21 protein-coding genes and 1 pseudogene are annotated in these 21,040 nt (G+C 71.9%); 10 read left to right on the plus strand and 12 right to left on the minus strand.

Annotated features, from left to right (window positions below; all coding sequences use genetic code 11):
- Positions 1 to 47 precede the first annotated feature (47 nt).
- The 5 genes from GA0070607_RS19335 to GA0070607_RS19355 all read left to right on the plus strand — a co-directional run bounded on the left by GA0070607_RS19335 (position 48) and on the right by GA0070607_RS19355 (position 5,223).
- Entirely contained in the window at positions 48 to 878 is an 831-nt protein-coding gene (locus GA0070607_RS19335) for an alpha/beta fold hydrolase (RefSeq protein ID WP_089019459.1), read from the plus strand.
- A gap of 24 nt (positions 879 to 902) precedes the next feature.
- Entirely contained in the window at positions 903 to 1,709 is an 807-nt protein-coding gene (locus GA0070607_RS19340) for an aminoglycoside N(3)-acetyltransferase (RefSeq protein ID WP_231929985.1), read from the plus strand.
- Complete coding sequence (locus GA0070607_RS19345; RefSeq protein ID WP_089019460.1) at positions 1,706 to 2,455, plus strand: sugar isomerase domain-containing protein; 750 nt, start codon at positions 1,706 to 1,708, stop codon at positions 2,453 to 2,455. Before GA0070607_RS19340 ends, GA0070607_RS19345 begins: the two co-directional genes overlap by 4 nt.
- Before the next feature lie 139 nt (positions 2,456 to 2,594).
- Positions 2,595 to 3,095 (plus strand): DUF6328 family protein, encoded by a 501-nt coding sequence (locus tag GA0070607_RS19350; protein ID WP_089019461.1) that lies wholly within the window; start codon positions 2,595 to 2,597, stop codon positions 3,093 to 3,095.
- A 121-nt stretch (positions 3,096 to 3,216) separates the two neighbouring features.
- Positions 3,217 to 5,223 carry an acyl-CoA dehydrogenase family protein gene (locus tag GA0070607_RS19355; protein WP_089019462.1) on the plus strand — a complete coding sequence of 669 codons (2,007 nt, stop codon included), beginning with the start codon at positions 3,217 to 3,219 and terminating at the stop codon, positions 5,221 to 5,223.
- A gap of 34 nt (positions 5,224 to 5,257) precedes the next feature.
- On the opposite strand, the gene GA0070607_RS32790 is transcribed toward GA0070607_RS19355, so the two are convergent.
- From GA0070607_RS32790 to GA0070607_RS19390, 8 genes are all read right to left on the minus strand, one after another.
- Positions 5,258 to 5,425 (minus strand): hypothetical protein, encoded by a 168-nt coding sequence (locus GA0070607_RS32790; RefSeq protein WP_172899065.1) that lies wholly within the window; start codon positions 5,423 to 5,425, stop codon positions 5,258 to 5,260.
- A 22-nt stretch (positions 5,426 to 5,447) separates the two neighbouring features.
- Positions 5,448 to 6,056, minus strand: a complete 609-nt coding sequence (locus tag GA0070607_RS19360; protein WP_089021948.1) for a hypothetical protein — start codon at positions 6,054 to 6,056, stop codon at positions 5,448 to 5,450.
- Positions 6,057 to 6,215: 159 nt separating this feature from the next.
- On the minus strand, positions 6,216 to 6,614 hold the full coding sequence (locus tag GA0070607_RS19365; RefSeq protein WP_089019463.1) for a Fur family transcriptional regulator: 399 nt from the start codon (positions 6,612 to 6,614) through the stop codon (positions 6,216 to 6,218).
- On the minus strand, positions 6,614 to 6,910 hold the full coding sequence (locus GA0070607_RS19370) for an ArsR/SmtB family transcription factor (protein WP_089019464.1): 297 nt from the start codon (positions 6,908 to 6,910) through the stop codon (positions 6,614 to 6,616). The genes GA0070607_RS19365 and GA0070607_RS19370 overlap by 1 nt, the downstream gene beginning before the upstream one ends.
- Before the next feature lie 43 nt (positions 6,911 to 6,953).
- Entirely contained in the window at positions 6,954 to 7,820 is an 867-nt protein-coding gene (locus GA0070607_RS19375) for a metal ABC transporter permease (protein WP_089019465.1), read from the minus strand.
- 3 nt (positions 7,821 to 7,823) lie between these two features.
- On the minus strand, positions 7,824 to 8,585 hold the full coding sequence (locus GA0070607_RS19380; protein WP_089019466.1) for a metal ABC transporter ATP-binding protein: 762 nt from the start codon (positions 8,583 to 8,585) through the stop codon (positions 7,824 to 7,826).
- Complete coding sequence (locus tag GA0070607_RS19385) at positions 8,582 to 9,526, minus strand: metal ABC transporter substrate-binding protein (protein WP_089019467.1); 945 nt, start codon at positions 9,524 to 9,526, stop codon at positions 8,582 to 8,584. The genes GA0070607_RS19380 and GA0070607_RS19385 overlap by 4 nt, the downstream gene beginning before the upstream one ends.
- Positions 9,527 to 9,580: 54 nt before the next feature.
- Positions 9,581 to 9,838, minus strand: a complete 258-nt coding sequence (locus GA0070607_RS19390) for a hypothetical protein (protein WP_089019468.1) — start codon at positions 9,836 to 9,838, stop codon at positions 9,581 to 9,583.
- A 27-nt stretch (positions 9,839 to 9,865) separates the two neighbouring features.
- On the opposite strand from GA0070607_RS19390, the gene GA0070607_RS19395 reads away from it, so the two are divergent.
- The 3 genes from GA0070607_RS19395 to GA0070607_RS19405 all read left to right on the plus strand — a co-directional run bounded on the left by GA0070607_RS19395 (position 9,866) and on the right by GA0070607_RS19405 (position 12,206).
- A complete protein-coding gene (locus GA0070607_RS19395) occupies positions 9,866 to 10,207 on the plus strand; it encodes an antibiotic biosynthesis monooxygenase family protein (protein WP_074313566.1) in 342 nt (113 codons plus the stop codon).
- Positions 10,208 to 10,231: 24 nt separating this feature from the next.
- The gene (locus tag GA0070607_RS19400; protein ID WP_089019469.1) at positions 10,232 to 10,711 is read left to right on the plus strand and encodes a hypothetical protein; all 480 of its coding nucleotides are present in this window, start codon (positions 10,232 to 10,234) and stop codon (positions 10,709 to 10,711) included.
- A gap of 115 nt (positions 10,712 to 10,826) precedes the next feature.
- Positions 10,827 to 12,206, plus strand: coding sequence for a glycine--tRNA ligase (locus GA0070607_RS19405; RefSeq protein WP_089019470.1), 1,380 nt, complete (start codon positions 10,827 to 10,829; stop codon positions 12,204 to 12,206).
- 80 nt (positions 12,207 to 12,286) lie between these two features.
- Here the strand turns inward: GA0070607_RS19405 and GA0070607_RS19410 are convergent, their stop codons facing one another.
- Complete coding sequence (locus GA0070607_RS19410; protein ID WP_089021949.1) at positions 12,287 to 13,267, minus strand: type IV toxin-antitoxin system AbiEi family antitoxin domain-containing protein; 981 nt, start codon at positions 13,265 to 13,267, stop codon at positions 12,287 to 12,289.
- A 179-nt stretch (positions 13,268 to 13,446) separates the two neighbouring features.
- Between GA0070607_RS19410 and dusB the strand changes: the two genes are divergently transcribed.
- Positions 13,447 to 14,610: a tRNA dihydrouridine synthase DusB gene (gene dusB / locus GA0070607_RS19415; protein ID WP_089019471.1), complete on the plus strand. Its 1,164-nt coding sequence runs from the start codon at positions 13,447 to 13,449 to the stop codon at positions 14,608 to 14,610.
- 67 nt (positions 14,611 to 14,677) lie between these two features.
- On the opposite strand, the gene GA0070607_RS19420 is transcribed toward dusB, so the two are convergent.
- Together GA0070607_RS19420 and GA0070607_RS19425 are read right to left on the minus strand one after the other, a co-directional pair.
- Positions 14,678 to 15,334 carry a C39 family peptidase gene (locus GA0070607_RS19420; RefSeq protein WP_089019472.1) on the minus strand — a complete coding sequence of 219 codons (657 nt, stop codon included), beginning with the start codon at positions 15,332 to 15,334 and terminating at the stop codon, positions 14,678 to 14,680.
- Positions 15,335 to 15,693: 359 nt separating this feature from the next.
- Positions 15,694 to 17,470, minus strand: a pseudogene (locus GA0070607_RS19425) (family 20 glycosylhydrolase); the annotation flags it as partial.
- A gap of 260 nt (positions 17,471 to 17,730) precedes the next feature.
- Here GA0070607_RS19425 and ppdK point away from each other — a divergent pair.
- Positions 17,731 to 20,439: a pyruvate, phosphate dikinase gene (ppdK, locus tag GA0070607_RS19430; protein ID WP_089021950.1), complete on the plus strand. Its 2,709-nt coding sequence runs from the start codon at positions 17,731 to 17,733 to the stop codon at positions 20,437 to 20,439.
- A gap of 50 nt (positions 20,440 to 20,489) precedes the next feature.
- Here the strand turns inward: ppdK and GA0070607_RS19435 are convergent, their stop codons facing one another.
- Positions 20,490 to 20,990: a roadblock/LC7 domain-containing protein gene (locus GA0070607_RS19435; protein ID WP_089019474.1), complete on the minus strand. Its 501-nt coding sequence runs from the start codon at positions 20,988 to 20,990 to the stop codon at positions 20,490 to 20,492.
- Positions 20,991 to 21,040: the final 50 nt, after the last annotated feature.

A 21,040-nucleotide genomic window follows, 5' to 3' on the forward strand; every position in this document is an offset into this window, starting at 1 on the left:
GACGCAGCGTCCGGTTCAGGAGACTTGGGCTGGGTAGGCTGACGATCATGCGGGTTGACGCACGGGGTTTCACGTTCGACGTACGCGCCGGTGGCCCACCGGACGGCGCGCCCGTCCTGCTGCTGCACGGCTTCCCCCAGCACTCCGGCGAGTGGGACGAGGTCGCCACCGCGCTGCACGCCGCCGGGTTGCGCACGTACGCGCTGGACCAGCGGGGCTACTCGCCGGGCGCCCGGCCGGCGGCTGTCCCCGACTACCGGATCCCCGAACTGGTCACCGACGCGGTGGCGGTGCTGGACGCGCTCGGGCTGGACGCCGTCCACCTGGTCGGCCACGACTGGGGAGCGATCGTGGCCTGGGCGCTGGCCGCCCGGCACCCCGAGCGGGTCCGTACGCTGACCGCGGTGTCCGTGCCACATCCGGCGGCCATGGCGCACGCGCTCGCCACCGACGGCCAGCAGAAGGCGCGCTCGTCGTACATCGCGCTGTTCCGCAAGCCGGGCAAGGCGGAGAAGGTGCTGCTGGCGTGGAACGCCACCGCACTGCGCAAGCTGCTCACCGGGGTGGGCGACGCGTCCCGCGTGGACCACTACGCCGACCCGATGCGCGAGCCGGGCGCGCTCACCGCGGCGCTGAACTGGTATCGGGCGATGTCCCGCGCAGACCTGGCCGGCGTCGGCCCGGTCGCGGTTCCCACCACGTACGTGTGGAGCGACCGGGACATCGCCATCGGCCGGACCGCCGCCGAGGCGTGCGCCGCCAACGTCACCGGGGACTACCGCTTCGTCCAACTACCCGGCGTGAGCCACTGGATCCCGGACGCCGCGCCCGGTCCGCTGGCCGAGGCGATCCTGGCCAGAACCAGCGGAACGGCCTGAGCCATGTCGGCCGAGAAGAACACCATGACGATGGACAGCGGCGGGCCGGGCACCCGACGCTCGATCGCCGCGCAACTGCGCATGCTGGGCGTACGCCCCGGCGGGACGCTGCTGGTGCACGCCGGGCTGCGTCAGCTGGGTTTCGTCTGCGGCGGGCCGCAGGCGCTGGTGCTCGCCCTGCGCGACGCGCTCGGCCCGGACGGCACGATCGTGGTGCCCACCCACACCCCGGACAACAGCGACCCCGCGCAGTGGCGCGACCCGCCGGTGCCGGTGGACTGGTGGCCGCTGATCCGCGCCGAGATGCCCGGATTCGATCCGGCGGTCACCCCGAGCCGCTTCATGGGCGTGTTGGCCGAGACGGTCCGCTGCTGGCCCGGAGCGCTGCGCAGCTCGCATCCCCACGTGTCGTTCGCCGCCCTCGGTCCGGCCGCCGAACAGGTGGTGGCCGGGCACACCCGGGCCGACATGCTCGGCGAGGGCTCCCCGCTGGCCCGGCTCTACGACCTCGACGCCCACGTGCTGCTGCTCGGTGTGGACCACGGGGTGAACACCTCGCTGCACCTGGCCGAGTACCGGCTTCCGGCACCACCCCGCGAGCAGTTGGGCGCCGCGATACGCACCGCTGACGGTGGCCGCGAATGGGTGTGGTGGCAGGACGTACGGCTCGACGAGACCGACTTCGACGCGTTGGGCCGGGACCTGGAGGCGACCGGGGCGGTCCGTACCGCACGGGTCGGCACCGGGACCGGGAGGTTGATGCGTCAGCGGGCGGCGGTCGACTTCGCAGTGGGATGGTTCGCCCGCAACCGGACAACGGAGGACGCATGACGGTGAGTGCCGAGGACTACCTGGCCGTGGTGACCGAGACGATCGGCCGGGTGGCCGAGAGCCAGCGGGCGGCGGTGGGGCGGGCCGCCGACCTGATCGCCGACGCGGTGCGTGCCGACGGTGTGGTGCACGCCTTCGGCACCGGGCACTCCGAGGCCCTGGCGATGGAGATCGCTGGCCGGGCGGGCGGTCTGGTGCCGACCAACCGGATCGCGCTGCGTGACCTGGTGCTGCTCGGCGGCGAACCGGCCGACCGGCTCGGCCCGCTGCTGGAGCGGGACCCGGCGGTGGCGCACCGGCTGTACGAGCTGGCCCCGGTGCGGCCCAGCGACGTCTTCGTGCTCGCGTCGAACTCCGGGGTCAACGGCGCGATGGTGGAGTTCGCCACGCTCGTCAAACAGCACGGCCATGGGCTGGTGGCGATCACCTCCGCACAGCACTCCGGCCGGATGACCTCCCGCCACCCGTCCGGGCGCAAGCTGGCGGACCTCGCCGACGTGGTGCTCGACAACGGCGCACCGTACGGCGACGCGACGTTGCCGCTGCCCGACGGTGGCACGGTGGGCGCGGTCTCCTCGATCACGGCGGCGCTGCTGGCCCAGCAGGTCACCGTGGAGGTGGTGGCCAGGTTGCTGGCCGCGGGGGAGCGGCCCCCGGTCTACCTGTCGGCGAACATCCCGGACGGCGACGCCCACAACGCGGCGCTGGAGGCCCGGTACGCGGGCCGCATCCGGCGCGGCGCCTGAGGCTCGTCCGGGCGGTGCCGGTGTCCCGGTGACGGGCCGGGAGGGCTCGTGAACCCGTTTCGCACCCGACCGGGTGGGGCACTTGCCTTGCCGGCGGCAGCCCGTACCGCTGGCAGTACCGTCTCACCGGAGGTAGCGCGTGTCCAAGGAGACCGAGAAGCAGCGTTGGCAGCGCAACTTCGCCGACCTGTTGCAGGAGCTGCGGGTCGCCCAGACCGGCGTGCAGATCCTTTTCGCCTTCCTGCTCACCCTGCCGTTCAGCAACGGGTTCACCCGCACCAACGAGTTCCAGCGGGACGTCTACATCGTCGCGTTGCTCGCCGCGGCCGCCGCCACCGCGCTGATCATCTCGCCGGTGGCGTTCCACCGGGCGCTGTTCCGGCAGGGGCGCAAGCCGGAGCTGGTCCGGTTCGCGCACCGGATGGCCACCGGCGGGCTCGCCTTCATGCTGATCTCCATGGTCAGCGCGGTGCTGCTGATCACCGACTTCGTGCTGGACCGGCCGATCGCGTTCGTGCTCAGCGCGCTGGCCGGGCTCTGGTTCCTCACCTTCTGGCTGATCCTGCCGTTCTCCCGACGCAGTTGGGGCGACGACGACATCGACGACGACGATGACGACCCACGCACCCTCGCCAACTGAGACCGGCGACCGGGTATCGAACTCGATCTTCACGGACCGCTACCCCTGAGTAACACCCGGGGGTAGCGTGACGGTAGTCGCGCACGTCGACGCAGCCGCACCGAGGTTCGAGGGGGCAGCCGTGACCACGACGCAGAACGGCCGACCGGCAGCGGACGGCCCCGATCCCGGCACCGCTCCGAGCACCGCCGGCGCCGCGGCGCCGTTGCCGACGGAGGCGGGGCAGGTCTCCGAGAAGGAGGCGCGGCAGGTCGCCGAGGCGGCTCGCGAGTCCGCGTGGGACCGGCCCAGCTTCGGCAAGGAGCTGTTCCTCGGCCGGTTCCGGCTCGACCTGATCGACCCGTGGCCCCGGTCCGACCCGGACGACGTGGCCCGCGCCGACGAGTTCCTCGGCCGGTTCCGCGCCTTCCTGACCTCCGAAGTGGACGGCGCGGCCATCGAGCGCGACGCGTCCATCCCGGACGCGGTGTTCCACGGGCTGGCCGACCTCGGCGCGTTCGGCATGAAGATCGACCGCAAGTACGGCGGTCTCGGGCTGAGCAACTTGCACTACTGCCGGGCGCTGATGCTGGCCGGCTCGATCAGCCCGGCGATCGGCGCGCTGCTCTCGGCGCACCAGTCGATCGGGGTGCCGCAGCCGTTGAAGATGTTCGGCACCGCCGAGCAGAAGCAGCGCTTCCTGCCCCGGCTCGCCGCCGGCGAGGTGTCCGCGTTCCTGCTCACCGAACCGGACGTCGGCTCCGACCCGGCCCGGCTGGCCACCACCGCCGAGCCGACCGAGGACGGCACCGGCTACCGGCTCAACGGCGTGAAGCTCTGGGCCACCAACGGCATCGTCGCCACCCTGCTGGTGGTGATGGCCCGGGTGCCGGCCACCGAGGGGCGGCGCGGCGGGATCACCGCGTTCGTGGTGGACGGCGACAGCGCGGGCATCACAGTGGAGCGGCGCAACGAGTTCGTCGGCCTGCGCGGCCTGGAGAACAGCCTGACCCGGTTCCACGACGTGTTCGTGCCCGCCGAGAACGTGATCGGCGGCGAGGGCAAGGGTCTGAAGATCGCCCTGACCACGCTGAACACCGGCCGGCTGTCGCTGCCGGCGATGTGCGTGGGCGCCGGCAAGTGGGCGCTCAACGTGGCCCGGGAGTGGGCCGCCGACCGGGTCCAGTGGGGCCGGCCGGTCGGCGAGCACGAGGCCGTTTCCCAGAAGCTCGCCTTCATCGCCGCCACCACGTACGGCATGGAGACCATGCTCGATCTCTGCTGCCTGCTCGCCGACGACGACCGCAACGACATCCGGATCGAGGCCGCGCTCGTCAAGCTGTACGCCAGCGAGATGGCCTGGAAGATCGCGGACGAGCTGATCCAGATCCGGGGCGGCCGGGGGTACGAGACGGCCGACTCGCTGGCCGCCCGCGGCGAACGCCCGGCCGCGGTCGAGCAGATGCTGCGCGACCTGCGGATCAACCGGATCTTCGAGGGCTCCACCGAGATCATGCACCTGCTGATCGCCCGGGAGGCGGTCGACGCCCACCTGTCGGTGGCCGGCGACATCATCGACCCGGAGGCGGGGTGGGGCCGTAAGGCCCGTGCCGGCGCCCGAGCCGGGGCCTTCTACGCGAAGTGGCTGCCCACCCTGGCCGTCGGCCGGGGGCAGAGCCCGTCGGCGTACGCCGAGTTCGGGCCGCTGGCCGCGCACCTGCGTCAGGTGGAGCGCTCGTCGCGCAAGCTGGCCCGGTCGACGTTCTACGCGATGTCCCGCTGGCAGGGAAAGATGGAGCGCAAGCAGGCGTTCCTCGGCCGGGTGGTGGACATCGGCGCGGAGCTGTTCGCGATGTCCGCGGTCTGCGTCCGGGCGTCCGCCGAGCGGGACAGCCGGCCGGAGAACGTCGAACTGGCCGACCTGTTCTGCCGGCAGGCCCGGGTCCGGGTGGACGCCCTGTTCGCCGCCCTGTGGGACAACACCGATTCGGTCGACACCGCCGCCGCGAAGCGCATCCTCAACGGCCGCTATGCGGCCCTGGAGGAGGGCGTCATCACCCCGTCCGACGAGCTGCCCTGGGTGGCCCGCTGGGCGCCCGGTCCGTCCGCCGCCGCCGACGTCCGCCGCCGTATCCCGCCGAAGTCGTGACGGGTGCCGCCCGGCGCGTCGCCGTGCCGGGCGGTCAGCGGGCGACCGCCCAGGCCAGCACCGCCGCCAGGATCAGGCCGTTGAGCACCGCGAGACCCAGGTACGCCGCAGACGGGATCTTCCGGCCCCGTCGGACGAAGGAGAGCAGGACCGCGGCGTAGCCGAGCAGCAGGACGGCGATGACGACCAGGAAGTAGAACACGCCGACGACCTTAGCGGGCCGCTCAGCGGCTCCTGGCGCGCAGGCCGAGCTGCCGCAACTCCAGCGCGGCCAGGGCGTCGACGGTGTCGTCGTCGCCGCGCCGCCACGCCTCGGCCACATCGGGCGCGATCCGGGTCAGCCGGCCCAGCGGCTGGGTGGCCAGCGCGCGCAGGGCGAGCAGGTCCCGGCCGGCCGGCCCCGCCGCCAGCTTCGCGGCCGAGGAGGCCCGGCGCATCCAGCGGACCCGCAGGGGCAGCCACCCGAACAGCACCAGACCGAGCGGGAAGATCAGCACTGCGATGGCGAGGGCGAGGGCGAGCTGGTCGACCAGCTGCTGCTGGTCACGGCCGGCGTCGGCGAGCGACCGGGCGGCGTCGGCGGCCCGCTGGAAGGGCGCGGTCAGCTCGTCGCCGACCAGCGGCACCCGGCCAACCTTGCTGCCGGCGTCGCCCAGGTTGTCGGCGAGCCCGCTGCCGGCGCCCTCCAGCTTCTGCCCCGGTACGGCGAGCTTCTGCACCAGGTCGTGCAGCCAGAGCGCGCCGCGGATCGCGACGTACACCCAGGCGACGACGAGCAGGTCGGTGAGCAACTGACGGGCGGCGGTCGGAAAGCGATCGGCGTAGATCTTCACGCCGGACAGCGTGCCACGAACCGCCGGACACGGCACTGGTCGAATCAGCCGGCGGGACGGCCAACCCGCATGCGGTCCACCCGTCGAATCGCCGTCGTCGCGCTCGTCGCCGGCAGCATTCCTCAGAGCAAAGGGCCTGGAGGGTGGCCGGGGCGTTGGTCAGTGGGCGCAGGCCGGGCAGGTGCCGAAGATCTCCAGGGTGTGGCTGACATCGGCGTAGCCGTGCTGGGCGGCGACCCGATCAGCCCAGCTCTCCACTGCCGGGCCGGCCACCTCGACCGTGTTGCCGCAGGCCCGGCACACCAGGTGGTGGTGGTGCCCCTCGCTGCACCGGCGGTAGAGGTGCTCGCCGCCCGGCGGGCGCATCACGTCGATCTCGCCCGCGTCGGCCAGCCCCTGCAGCGTGCGGTAGACAGTGGTCAGGCCGACCCGCTCGCCGCGTTGCCGCAGCATCGCGTGCAGGTCCTGGGCGCTGTGGAAACCCTCCATCTCGGCGAGCAGCGCGCTCACCGCCGAGCGCTGCCGGGTGTTGCGCACCGCGGTGCCACCCTCGCTCATCATCCCTCCCCGGCATGGCTGACCGCGTCCGCCACGATGTGCGCGACGTGCTCGTCGACCAGGCTGTAGGCGATCTCCCGACCCCGGCGGGAACCCCGCACCACGCCGGCGCCGCGCAGCACCCGCAGGTGCTGGGAGACCAGCGGTTGCGCGGCCCCGAGCTTCTCCACCAGCTCGTGCACGCACCGCTCGCCGTCGGCGAGCTCACTGACGATGGCCAGCCGGATGGGCGCCGACAGGGCGCGGAGCAACTCGCTGGCCCCATCGAACCCCTCGTAGCCCGTTGCGCTGGTCACCCTGCAACGGTAACCAATACCGGCGACATCCCGCTGATCAGGTTCAACCCAGCACGACCTCGTGCGGTTCCGGCGCCGGCGCGGCGGCCGGCGTGGCCCGGCGGCGCAACGCCCGCCAGACCCCACCCGCCACGGCCACCACCAGGAACGAGGCGATCGCCACCAGCACCACCGAGGCGCCCGGCGCGGTGTCCGCCGTGGCCGCCACCCAGACACCCGAGCCGGCGGCGAAGAGCCCGAGCGCCATCGCGGCGGCCATCGTGCTGCGGAAGCCCCGGGTGACCTGCTGGGCGGTGGCGACCGGCACCACCATCAACGCGCTGATCAGCAGCACTCCGACGGCCCGCATGGCGATTGTCACGGTGACCGCGGTGGCGACAGCGATCAGCAGGTTCAGCGTGCGGACCGGGAGGCCGGAGACCCGGGCGTACTCCTCGTCGTGACTGACCGCGAACAGCGCCGGCCGCAACGCGATCATCGTCACCAGGATCGCCGCGCCGAGCACCGCGATGGTGGTCAGGTCGGCGGGCGAGATGGTGGTCAGCGACCCGAACAGGTAGGCGTTGAGGTTCGCGCTGGTCGCGTCGGAAAGGCCGACCAGGAGTACGCCGCCCGCGATGCCGCCGTAGAAGAGCAGGGCCAGGGCCAGGTCACCGGAGGTACGCCCGCGGGCACGGACGATCTCGATGGCGATCGCGCCGATGGTGGCGGCGATCACCGCCACCAGCACCGGTGAGCGGTTGAGCAGCAGTCCCGCCCCGACGCCGGTCAGCGCCACGTGCCCCACACCGTCGCCGATCAACGCCAGCCGGCGCTGCACCAGGTAGATGCCGAGCGCCGGCGCGGCCAGGCCGATCACCAGCGCGCCGATCAGGGCACGCTGCATGTAGGGGTACTGGAAGAGTTCCATGGGTCAGTTGCTCCACAGCCCGGCGGGCTCGTCGTAGCAGTGCGGGTGCACGTGGTCGTGGTCGGGCTCCGCGTGATGGCCGGCCGGGTCCGGCACCGCGCCGTCGTGGGCGATGCGACCCTCGTGGACGACGACGGCCCGGCTGATCACCGGTCGCAGCGGGCCCAACTCGTGGGCGACGAGCAGCACTGTTCCGCCGTCGGCGACGAAGTCGCGCAGCGCGCCGGCGAACGCCTCCTGGCTGGCCGCGTCCACCCCGGCGGTGGGCTCGTCGAGAACCAGCAGCTCCGGCTGGCCGGCCAGGGCGCGGGCGATCAGGGTGCGCTGCTGCTGGCCGCCGGAGAGCGTGGACACCGGGTCACCGGCCCGGTCGGCGAGCCCGACAGCGCGCAGCGCGGCGTCGACGGCGGACCGGTCGGCTCGACCCGGCGGACGCAGCACCCCCCGACGGGCCAGCCGGCCGGAGGCCACCACCTCCCGGACGGTGGCCGGCACGCCGCCGCCGGCGCCCAGGCGCTGCGGGACGTACCCGATGCGCGCCCACTGTCGGAAACGGCGCAACGGCCGGTCGAAGAGGGTGACCGAGCCGGCGCTGATCGGCACCAGCCCGAGCACGGCCCGGATCAGGGTGGACTTGCCGGAGCCGTTGGCGCCGAGCACCGCGACCACCTCGCCGGCGGTCACGGTGAGTGAGACGTCCCGGAGCACCGGGCGGCCGTCGTAGCCGACCGCCCCGTGCTCGACGGTGATGACGGGTGCGCTCACGAGCAGCTCAACGCCGTCCGCAGGGTCTGCAGGTTGGTACGCATGACCGAAAGGTAGTCCGCGCCGCTGCCGGCGGCGAGCCCTTCGATCGGGTCCAGCACCGCGGTCCGCGCGCCGACCTGACCGGCGATGGTCTCGGCGACCTTCGGGCTGACCAGTGTCTCGAAGAAGATCGTGCTGGCCCGGTGCTCCTTCGCCTCCTCGATCACCTGCGCGAGCCGCTGCGGCGAGGGCTCGACGTCCGGGCTGAGTCCGGTGATCCCGACCTGCTCCAGCCGGTACCGGTCGGCCAGGTAGCCGAACGCGGCGTGGCTGGTCACGATCTCCCGCCGCTGGCAGGTCCGCAGGCCCTGGGTGAACTCGCCGTCCAGCGCCGTCAGGTCGCCGCGCAGCGCCGCGGAGCGGGCGGTGTAGTCGGCGGCGTGGTCCGGGTCGGCCTTGCCGAGCCGCTGGGCGAGCTGGTCGCCGATGGCGGCCAGTCGGGTCGGGTCGAGCCAGACGTGCGGGTCCTTGCCGCCGTGCTCCTCGGCGCGCCCCTCCTCGCCCTCGTGGTCGTGCCCGCCGGCCGACGCGTCCAGCAGCGGCTGCACGCTGGTGACGTCGAACGTCCGGTCGTCACCGTTCTGCGCGACGGCGTCGTCCACCGCCGGCTGGAAGCCCTTCAGGTAGACGATCAGCTCGGCCTCGCTCACCTGGCCGACCTGGCTCGGGGTGAGCTCCAGGTCGTGCGGCTCGGCGCCGGGCTTGGCGAGGTTGGTCACCCGCACCGCGTCGCCGCCGATCCGCTCAGCGAGGAACTGGAGTGGATAGAACGCGGCGACCACGTCGACCCGCTCGGGGTCGGCGCCGGCGGCGTTGCCGATGGAGCAGCCGGCGCCGGCGCCCAGGGCGAGCAGGGCGGTCGCGGCGGCCAGGACGCGGGACGTGGTGCGGTTGGTCATGTCCCCAACTGTCCGCGGGAACGACAATGATTGTCAAAAACGCATGAGTGCATGTCAGAGCAGCTTCGCCAGGCCCACCGTCACCAGCAGGGTCAGCATCAGCAGCCGGATCAGCCGGGTCTGCGGGGCCTGAACCGGCCAGGTGGTGGCCAACAGGGCGATCAGGCCCGCGGCCAGCGCCAGCGTCAGCAGCCCGCCGATCACCCCGGGCGTGAAGAACGCGACCAGCACCACCACCAGGGTGAGCAGGAACACCGACGTCGGGTTCGCCCCGGCCAACCGAGCCAGCAGAGGGCGCTGCGTACGCTGCATCCCACAGACTCTACGAGGAGGAACCCGGTGCTGGTGACCAACCGGTTCGTGGTCGACGTCGATGTCGCCGACGACTTCACCGAACGGGCGCACGCCGCCCTCACCGCGCTGGCAGCCCGCCCCGGCTACCTGCGCGGTCAACTGGTCCGGGCGCTGGACGATCCCCGCCACTGGTCCCTGGTCACCGAGTGGGAGTCGGTCGGCACGTACCGGCGGGCACTGGGCGCCTTCGAGGTCAAGGTGAGCGCGGTGCCGTTGCTCGCCGAGTCGGTCGACGAGCCGTCCGCGTACGAGGCGCTGGCCACCGCGGCGCCCGGCGGGGCCGTGGTGGTCGCCGAGAGTGATCGGGCTGCTGGTCCTTACCGCTGAGCCGTCGGGCACTACCCTGCTCCTATGACCGCACCCGCCCCGCCGCCCGGTCCCGGGGTGGCGCCGCCGTTCGCCGCGCCCCCCACCGAGGGCCGCCGGACCCGGCTCTGGATCGGCCTCGGCGTCGGCGCGCTCGCCGTGCTGCTCTGCTGTGGCGGGGGCGGAGCGGCAGTGGTCGGCCTGGCCGTCACCGGCGTGCAGGCGATCCGTGAACAGGGCCGCACGGTGACCAGCGACTACTACCAGGCGCTGGTCGAGCGGAACTACGGACGGGCCTACGACCAGCTCTGCGACGACGCGCAGCGGCGCGAGTCGCGCCCCGAGTTCGAGCGGCGCGCGGCCGCCGAGCCGCAGGTCGCCGCATACCGGGTGGGTGAGGTGGACACAACCAGCCTGACCGTGCCGGTAGACGTGACGCTCGACGGCGGTGACCGGGAGCAGCAACAGGTCAGCCTGGGTCAGGACGGCCAGACCGGTGGCATGGAGGTCTGCGGGGTGAACTGAGCCGCCCCCGGTATTCTGCTGGGCTCGGGGCGACAGTGGTCGTACCGTTGTCCCCGAACTGACCGATCCATCCACATCTCGCCCCCGCCGACCGCCAGCCGGCGTAGGAGGAAACATGCCAGCCGACCGTATCGACGCCGTCGTCAGTCTCGCCAAGCGGCGAGGCTTCGTATTCCCCTCCAGTGAGATCTACGGAGGCACCCGATCGGCGTGGGACTACGGCCCGCTCGGCGTGGAGCTCAAGGAGAACGTCCGCCGGCAGTGGTGGAAGACCATGGTCCAGCAGCGCGACGACGTGGTCGGCCTCGACTCCGCGGTGATCCTGGCCCGCAAGGTGTGGGAGGCGTCCGGTCACATCGCCGAGTTCGTCGACCCGCTCACCGAGTGCCAGTTCTGCCACAAGCGGTTCCGGGCGGACCACCTCGAAGAGGCGTACGCCGAGAAGCACGGTAAGCCGCTGACGTCGCTCGCCGAGCTGAACTGCCCCAACTGCGGCAACAAGGGCACCTTCACCGAGCCGAAGATGTTCAACGGCCTGATGAAGACCTACCTGGGCCCGGTGGAGAGCGACGAAGGGCTGCACTACCTGCGCCCGGAGACCGCGCAGGGCATCTTCGTCAACTACAAGAACGTCGAGACGGTCGCCCGCAAGAAGCCACCGTTCGGCATCGCGCAGACCGGCAAGTCGTTCCGCAACGAGATCACCCCGGGCAACTTCATCTTCCGGACCCGGGAGTTCGAGCAGATGGAGATGGAGTTCTTCGTCGAGCCGGGCACCGACGAGCAGTGGCACGAGTACTGGCTCCAGGAGCGCTGGAACTGGTACCTCGACCTCGGCCTGTCGGCGGACAACCTGCGGCTCTACGAACACCCCAAGGAGAAGCTCTCGCACTACTCGAAGCGGACCGTGGACATCGAGTACCGCTTCCAGTTCGGCGGCACCGAGTTCGCCGAGTTGGAGGGCGTCGCCAACCGCACCGACTTCGACCTCTCCACGCACAGTAAGCACTCCGGCGTCGACCTGTCCTACTTCGACCAGACCAAGGGTGAGCGCTGGATGCCGTACGTCATCGAGCCCGCCGCCGGTCTGACCCGCGCCGTGCTCGCCTTCCTGCTGGAGGCGTACGACGAGGACGAGGCGCCGAACACCAAGGGCGGCGTGGACAAGCGCACAGTTATGCGGTTCGACCCGCGGCTGGCCCCGGTCAAGGTGGCGGTGCTGCCGCTGTCCCGCAACGAGGCGCTGTCGCCGAAGGCGAAGGACCTCGCGGCGCTGCTGCGCAAGCGCTGGGTGGTGGAGTTCGACGACTCGCAGGCGATCGGCCGCCGCTACCGCCGGCAGGACGAGATCGGCACCCCGTTCTGCGTGACTGTCGACTTCGACACCCTGGACGACAACGCCGTGACGGTTCGCAACCGGGACACCATGGCCCAGGAGCGGGTCTCCCTGGATCAGGTCGAGCGCTACCTGATCGAGCGCCTCCCCGGCTGCTGAGGTGTAAGGAAGGGCCCCTTCTTAACGCCTCCGGTAGAGGAGGGGACCCTTCTTAACACCACACGCCCGAGCGGTGCGCATCACGGCTGCGGGAGCGGCGGGGGCCGCTCGGGCGGGTCGACCCGTACCCGGAGGGTGGCACCGAGCCCCCGCCGCGACTCGTACGCGTCCTCGATGGTCCGCCGGATCCGGTCCGGGTGGCGCCGCAGCTGCGCCGGCGTGACGTGCAGGACCATGACGCCGTGCCGGCTCAGCTCGTTGTGCCGCTCCAACGTTCGCGCCCAGTCGCTCGGACTGAAGTGGTACTCCTGCGAGTCGACCTCCAGCGCCACCGCCGAGTCGGTGAGGTATCCGTCCGGCGTCGGCAGCGCCACCCCCTCCGCGCTGCGCAGGCGCGGATTCCACCGGATCTCCGGCAACGCCGGGCTGCCCGCCAGGCACTCCCGCAGCTCCGCCTCCGGCGCCGACCGGGTGCCGGCCACCACCTCGGCGTACGCCATCCTGATCAGCGCCGTGCGACTGCGCCGCGCCCGGCGGATCTCCTCGTCCAGCGCGGCGAGGTCGGTGAACCCGCGCTGCACGGACTCGGCGACGATGGCCCGCACCGGACGCGGTTGCCGCAGGTCGCGGGCCGCGTCCACCACAGCCCGGGCGGGCGAGCACACCGGGTAGAGCGTGGCCGACCGGGCTCGGTCGTCCAGACTCAGGGCCCGCCGGATCAGGGCAAACCCGGCCGATCGACGCCGCGCGTGGTGCGGCACCACCAGGTGTACGTCGGTGCTGCGCGGAATCTGCCGGAATCCGTACCAGGTCAGCGCCGCCAGGCCGGTGAGCTGGGCCTGCCCTCCGGCGTAGAGCGCCGCGGAGATCCGACGTTGCTCGTCGGTCAGCACCCCGGTGACCAGGGCGTACGTCGCTGGGAGGACGCGTTGCCACAGGCCACGCCGGGCCTGGCGGTACAGGTACATGTCGTCGTAGCCGGCCTCCAGCAATTGGGCGCGGGTGGCGACGTTCTGCTGGCGTTCGACCACCGCGGCCAGTTCGGGTGGATGTTCACGCATGGGCCGCAGCATGGCCAGCGGAGCGGGGTCGCGTCCCGCCCGGCCCGTCCCCGCTGTGGATATCCCGCAGGCTGTGGAGAACTGTCTCGACGCCCGGCCCGTGTGATATGCGTCGTGTTAACAGGGGGCCCTTCCTATGCACGAGGCGTTAAGCAGGGGCCCTTCCTTACACTTGTGCGGTGACTTCGTCGACCGTGGGCCCGTTGAACCTTGGGCGGTATCAGGTGTGGCCGCCGGTCGTGCTCGCGCCGATGGCCGGGATTACGAACGTCGGGTTCCGCCGGCTCTGCCGGGAGCAGGGCGGCGGCATCTACGTCTGCGAGATGATCACCACGCGGGCGCTGGTCGAGCGGAACCCGAAGACGCTGCGCATGATCGCGTTCGGCGACGACGAGCAGCCGCGCAGCCTCCAGCTCTACGGCACCGATCCGGAGATCACCGCCGCCGCCGTGCGGATCGTCGTGGAGCGCAACCTGGCCGATCACATCGACCTCAACTTCGGCTGCCCGGTGCCCAAGGTGACCCGCCGGGGTGGCGGCGCGGCGTTGCCGTGGCGGCGCCGGCTCTTCGCCCGGCTGGTGAGGGCCGCGGTGGACGCCGCGTCACCGGCCGGAGTGCCGGTCACGGTGAAGATGCGCAAGGGCATCGACGACGACCACCTGACGTACGTCGAGGCCGGGCTCGCCGCCCAGGACGCCGGGGTCGCCGCGGTGGCCCTGCACGGGCGGACGGCCGCGCAGCGCTACTCGGGCACCGCCGACTGGGACGCCATCGCCAGCCTCAAGCAGGCTCTCGAAGTGCCGGTGCTCGGCAACGGCGACATCTGGGAGGCCGACGACGCGCTCCGGATGGTCGCGCACACCGGGGTCGACGGTGTGGTGATCGGGCGGGGCTGCCTGGGCCGACCGTGGCTCTTCGCCGACCTGGAGGCGGCCTTCAACGGTCGGCCGGAGCGGCGGCTGCCCAGCCTCGGCGAGGTGGCGGTGACCATGCGCCGGCACGCTGAGCTGCTGGTCGACCAGTTCGTCGCGGGGGCGCGCAATCCGGCCCGTGGTGAGCGGGACGGATGCACCGACTTCCGCAAGCACGTCGCCTGGTATCTCAAGGGCTTTCCGGTCGGCGGTGAGCTGCGCCGCTCGCTGGCGATGATCGAAAGCCTGGCCCAGCTCGACGACCTGCTCGGCAAGCTCGACCCGGCGGAGCCGTTCCCGACCGCGGCTCTCGGTCAGCCGCGCGGCCGGACGAACTCTCCGGGCAAGGTCTTCCTGCCCGACGGTTGGCTCGCGAACCGGGACGACGACGCTGTCCCCGAGGGTGCGGAGCTGGACGACTCCGGCGGCTGATCCGGATGACGACGACGAAAGGGCCGGCCCCTGGTGGGGCCGGCCCTTTCGCGTTGGTGTCGCTGTGTCAGGAGGCCGAGTAGCCGCGGGTGGCGATCCAGTCGGCCAGGTTGTCCACGCTGATCCAGTACGAGGCCATGTTCGGGTCGGCGGAGTCGGCGATCTTCACCGTCTCGCCGCCGTCGCGGTAGCCCACGACGCTGATGTAGTGCCCGCCCTCGAACGAGTGGACGGCGCCGTCGACGTCGGTGGTGGTGCCGGCGATGTTCGCGACCACGGCCCGGCCCTCGTCCACGGTGTGCACGATGTCGCCGCGCAGCTTGTCGGTCTGCTTGTCGTCAGCGCTGGAGCTGCTGATCTCGACGCTGTGGTACGCGTTCTTGCCGGTCTCCTTGTTCAGCACCGGGGTGATGTCGTTGATCGAGTTGGTGCCGGCCTCGGTGGTGCCCATCTCCTTGGCCATGGCGTCCACGTCGATGTTCTTGCCCTGCACGGACAGGGCGTTACGCGTGGCGGCCGGGCCGCAGTAGTAGAAGTTGGGCTGCGCCTCGTAGCGGACGTTCAGCTCGCGGTCGCCGTGGCCCTTGCGGTCGGTCTGGGTCTGCGTGGCCGGCTTGGCGTCCGACATGGCGTACGCGGCGGTCACGGGGCCGGCGATGGCACCGCCGGTGAAGGCGAGGCCGGCAGCGGTCAGGGCGGTCTTGCGGATCAGATCGGTACGCATGATGGCGTGCTCCTCTGGTCGGGGGTGCGATGCGGCAACCAACGGGTGGCGTGCCGCGAGGCAAAGGGGAAGTTCGAAGGGGATCTGGCCGGCGGCCGGGAGGCCTGCTCGGATGTCCGGGGGGTGTAACCGTGGCGGCCTGCCGGGTGTTCCCGGTGGCTGCCCCGCCGGGCCGGCAGCCGCGGCGGCATGCCAGGTGTAACGACTCCGACCCGGCCCCGATTCCATCCTCAGAGTGGCCCCGCCCACGCCCACCGGGCTGTCGGCGAACCGGACATTCGGCGCACGCGCCCCGGCCGATCACCCTCTCGTCGGCCGAGGCCGAGGCCGAGGTGATCTGACCGGTTTCGGGCGTCAGGGCCTGTCGGTGAGTGGGACGGGGTCGGTCTCGGGGCCGGTCTGGGTCGGGAGGTGCGGGCGGGCCGGCTGGGTGGTCACGGCCCCGTCGGCCGGCCAGGGCACCTCGGGCGCGCGGTGGAAGGCGATTCCGGCGGTGGCCCAGCGCGGGCCGTGCCCGGCGAGCCGGTCACGGAACCTGGCCCAGTCGTGCGTCGCCCGGGGCGACCAACCCAACTCGGCGATGGCGGGCAGCCGGGGCAGCAGCATGAACTCGATCTCGGCCAGCGAGGTGACCGATTCGGTCCAGAGCGGTGCCTCGACACCGAGTACCGCCCCGTCGGGTACGCCCGTCACGTGTGACCCGGGATCCCAGTCGTACGCCCGGCGCACGTCGATCAGCCCGGCCCAGTCCTGCCCGAGCGGGGTGTCCGGGTCGTACTTCATGTCCAGGTAGGCGTGGTTGCCGGGGGAGAGGATCAGCCGGGCGCCCCGGCGTACCGCCTCGAGGGTGGCCGGGTCTTCGCCGTTCGTGCCCCACCACTGCAGGACCCGCCCGTCGACGTGCGCGGCCGGCGCGAGCTGGTGCCAGCCGACGACGCTCTTGCCGGTGTCGGCGACGATCCGCTGCGTCCGCTCGACGAAACCGGTGTAGACCGCACCCTTGACCTTGAACGCCTCGTCACCGCCGATGTGCAGCCACGGCCCGGGGGTGAGCGCGGCGATCTCGCCCAGCACGTCGGCGATGAAGTCGTACGTCCGCTCGTCGGCCGGGTCGACGTAGCTGAAGCCGACCTCGGTGCCGGTGTACGGCGGTGGCGCGACCTTGTCCGGCGCCAGCTCGGGGTACGCGACCAGCGCCGCGTTGGTGTGCCCGGGGAGGTCGATCTCCGGGACGACTGTGACGTGGCGGGCGGCGGCGTACTGGACGATCGTGCGGTAGTCGGCCTTCGTGTAGTGCCCGCCGGGGCCGTCGCCGACCTCGGTCGCGCCGCCGACGGCGGTCAACCTCGGCCAGGAGTCGACGGCGATCCGCCAGCCCTGGTCGTCGGTGAGGTGCAGGTGCAGGTGGTTGAGCTTGTACCGGGCCAGGTGGTCGACGACGCGAAGAATGTCCTCGACTGCGAAGAAGTGCCGTGCCACGTCGAGCATCGCGCCCCGGTACGGGAAACGGGGTGCGTCGGTGATGGTGCCGCCCGGCAGCATCCACCGTTCGGTGACCGGGACCGGACTCTCGATCGCCGGTGGTAGCAACTGGCGTAGGGTCTGCACGCCGTGAAAGAGGCCGGTGGCGGTGACCGCGGTGATGGTGACGCCGGCGCGGGTCACGGCGAGCCGGTATCCCTCCGCGTCCAGGCTGTCGTCGTCGGTCAGCACGAGCGCGATGCCCCCCGCTGAGGCCGGTCGGGTCGTCCCGGTGACCGGCAGCGGGTAACCGGTGGCGGGTCGCAGCAGCTCGGCGAGTTGCGCGGCGACCGTCAGCGCGGCGGGGTCGGCGCTGGACACGATGACGGCGTCGGGTGGCAGCAGCCAGTCCTCGGCCGGGTCCGGCTCGACCTGGCGCGGGGCGGGCACGACGTCGGCCAGCCGGACCGGGGCCGGCGGTGCGAGCAGCTCGCCGGCGGCCTGTTCGGCCGACCGGGCGAGTGTGGCGGCGTCCGGTTCGTGAGCCGACAGCGGCACGACGCCGGTCGGACCGGATCCGCCGGGGGTGGCGGTGGGTCCGGGGGAGGGGATGGTCGACACGGCGGCGGCTCCGGGGGGTGTATTCGCGTCGGTTATGGCAAAAGTGAGGTTCACCGGCGGGCGTTGCCGTCAAGGGTACGGCGACAGGCCGGGATGCGTGATCCTGCGCATGGAAGCGTTCCCAAAAACCGGTACGAACGCGGATAGTCGTGATAGCTGTGCCGATTGTCACCGAACGGTCCCAGCCCACTCGATGTTCGCTTAACCTTCGCCCACCGATCGGCGTCGACCCCGGGATTACCGGTGGTCCGTCCCGGGGTATGAGGAAACTGAACCTTCGTTAAGTGTCAATCCGGCGCGCGTGGGAGGCTCTGGTGGCAGCGCAAGAGACCGTCGATCACAAGTACGTCTACGACTTCACCGAGGGCAACAAGGACCTCAAGGACCTGCTCGGCGGCAAGGGCGCCAACCTCGCCGAGATGACCAACCTCGGTCTGCCCGTTCCGCCCGGCTTCACCATCACCACCGAGGCCTGCCAGGCGTACCTCGCGACCGGCCGGGAGCCGGACGGGCTCGCCGGCCAGATCGAGGCGCACCTGGAATCGCTGGAGCGCGCGATGGGCAAGCGCCTCGGTGACCCGCAGGACCCGCTGCTGGTCTCCGTTCGCTCCGGCGCCAAGTTCTCCATGCCCGGCATGATGGAGACCGTCCTCAACGTCGGCCTCAACGACCAGAGCGTGGTCGGCCTCTCCGCGCAGGCCGGGGGGAACGAGAGGTTCGCCTGGGACTCCTACCGCCGCCTCATCCAGATGTTCGGCAAGACCGTCTGCGAGGTGCCCGGCGAGGAGTTCGAGCACGCCCTCGACGACATCAAGCGCGCCAAGGGCACCCACAACGACCTGGACCTGGACGCCGAGGACCTGCGCGGCCTGGTCGACACGTACAAGAAGATCTTCCTCAAGCACACCGGCCGGGAGTTCCCGCAGCAGCCGCGTGAACAGCTCGACCTGGCCATCCGGGCGGTCTTCGAGTCGTGGAACGCCGAGCGCGCGGTGCTCTACCGCCGCCAGGAGCGCATCCCGGCCGATCTCGGCACCGCGGTCAACGTGGTGACCATGGTCTTCGGAAACCTCGGCCCCGATTCCGGTACCGGCGTCGCGTTCACCCGTGACCCGGCCAGCGGCGCCCAGGGCATCTACGGCGACTACCTGGCCAACGCCCAGGGTGAGGACGTGGTCGCCGGCATCCGCAACACTGTGCCGTTGCAGGAGCTGGAGCAGCTCGACAAGAAGTCCTACGACGAACTGCTCTCGTTCATGGCTCGGCTGGAGGGGCACTACCGGGACCTCTGCGACATCGAGTTCACCATCGAGCGCGGCAAGCTGTGGATGTTGCAGACCCGGGTCGGCAAGCGCACCGCCGCCGCCGCGTTCGTGATCGCCGGGCAGCTCGTCGACGAGGGTCTGATCGACCTGGACGAGGCGCTGCACCGGGTCAACGGCGCGCAGTTGGCCCAGCTGATGTTCCCCCGCTTCCAGCTCGACCACGAGTTCCAGCCGGTCGCCAAGGGCATCGGCGCCTCGCCCGGCGCGGCGTCCGGCACTGTGGTCTTCACCTCCGCCCGGGCCGTCGAGCTGGCCGCCGAGGGCGAGTCGGTGATCCTGGTTCGTCGGGAGACCAACCCGGACGACCTGAACGGCATGATCGCCGCCAAGGGCATCCTCACGTCGCGCGGTGGCAAGACCAGCCACGCCGCCGTGGTGGCCCGGGGGATGGGCAAGACCTGCGTGTCCGGGGCCGACGAGATCGACGTGAACGTGCCGGCGAAGCGGTTCACGGTGGCCGGGCAGACCGTGAGCGAGGGCGACGTCGTCTCCATCGACGGCACCACCGGCAAGGTCTACCTGGGTGAGGTGCCGGTCATGCCGTCGGAGGTGGTGCAGTACTTCGAGGGCAGTCTCGACCCGGAGCACATCGACAACGCGCTGGTCCGGGCCGTACACCGGATCATGACGCACGCCGACGGCCGGCGGCGGCTCGCGGTCCGCACGAACGCCGACACCGGTGCGGACGCCGCCCGGGCCCGGCGCTTCGGCGCCGAGGGCATCGGGCTGTGCCGCACCGAACACATGTTCCTGGGTGACCGGCGGGAGCTGGTCGAGCGGTTGATCCTGGCCCGAGCCGAGGGCGAGCGGGACGCGGCGCTGGCGGCGCTGCTGCCGTTGCAGCGGGCCGACTTCGAGGAGATCTTCCGCGAGATGGACGGCCTGCCGGTGACCGTCCGGCTGATCGACCCGCCGCTGCACGAGTTCCTGCCGCCGCTGGAACAGCTCGCGGTCAACGTCGCGGTCGCCCAGGAGCGCGGCGAGGACGTGGCCAAGGAGGAGGCGCTGCTCGCCGCCGTCCGGCGGATGCACGAGGAGAACCCGATGCTCGGGCTCCGGGGTGTCCGCCTCGGCCTGGTCATCCCCGGCCTGTTCGCGATGCAGGTACGGGCCATCGCCGAGGCGGCCGTAGCCTGCGCCCGCGGCGGTGGGACCGCCAAGCCGGAGATCATGGTGCCGCTGGTCGGCGCCGTGCAGGAGCTGGAGACGGTGCGCGCCGAGGCCGAGAAGATCATCGCCGAGGTGGTCGGGGACAGCGGCGTCGAGGTGTTGATCGGCACCATGATCGAGGTGCCCCGGGCGGCGCTGACCGCCGGGCAGATCGCTGAGGCGGCCGAGTTCTTCTCCTTCGGCACCAACGACCTCACCCAGATGGGCTGGGGCTTCTCCCGGGACGACGTCGAGGGCGCGTTCTTCTGGCGCTACCTGGAGCTGGGCATCTTCGGCATCTCGCCGTTCGAGTCGATCGACCGCGACGGCGTCGGCCGGCTGGTGCGGATCGCCGCCGAGGAGGGCCGGGCCGCGCGGCCCGGGCTGAAGCTCGGCGTCTGCGGTGAGCACGGCGGCGACCCCGACTCGGTGCACTTCTTCCACGAGGTTGGCCTGGACTACGTCTCCTGCTCGCCGTTCCGCGTGCCGGTGGCCCGGCTGGAGGCCGGCCGGGCGGCGGTGGAGACCGACGGCTCGGACAGTCGCTGACGCGCTGCCGGTGGCGGCCCGGGCCTCCGGGCCGCCGCCGGCACTCATGATCAGATCGGCGGGCGACGCCAGGTGGGCCGGGCCGAGCGGCGCAACTGCGCCGGCAGGGTGGCCATCGGGGTACGCACGGCCAGCGGCGCGTGCGCGTCCGGTACGGCGGAGGCAGGGGCCCCGGCGTCCCGGTTGTCCAGCACCGAGCCGGCCCGGCGGGCCACCGCCCGGGCCTCCTCGTGCAGCGCCTCCAGGTCGCCTGCCGACGTGACGGTGACCAGGGTCAGCAGGGCGGTGCGCCCGGCCGGGTAGGTGACCACGCAGCCGGCGGTGGTGCGCACCACCGACTCCCGGAACTCGCCCCGCCGGGCCGTGTCCGCCACCCGGTTACCCAGACCGAAGCTCGCCGCGGCGAGCGCGGCGAGGTGGGTGGCGTCGGTGCTGGGAAGGTCACTGGAGATGAGCAGCCCGTCGGTGCCGGCCAGGACGGTCCCCGCGACCTCGGGGCGGCGCCTACGCAGCCCGCGTAGCTCCGTTCCGACCACCATGTCTGCGTCCACGAGCGTCTTCTCCCTACCGGTCGGGCCCCTGCGTGCGATCGGTTGGTCAC

Origin of the sequence: Micromonospora coriariae (assembly GCF_900091455.1) — a bacterium.
GTDB classification, from domain to species: domain Bacteria; phylum Actinomycetota; class Actinomycetes; order Mycobacteriales; family Micromonosporaceae; genus Micromonospora; species Micromonospora coriariae.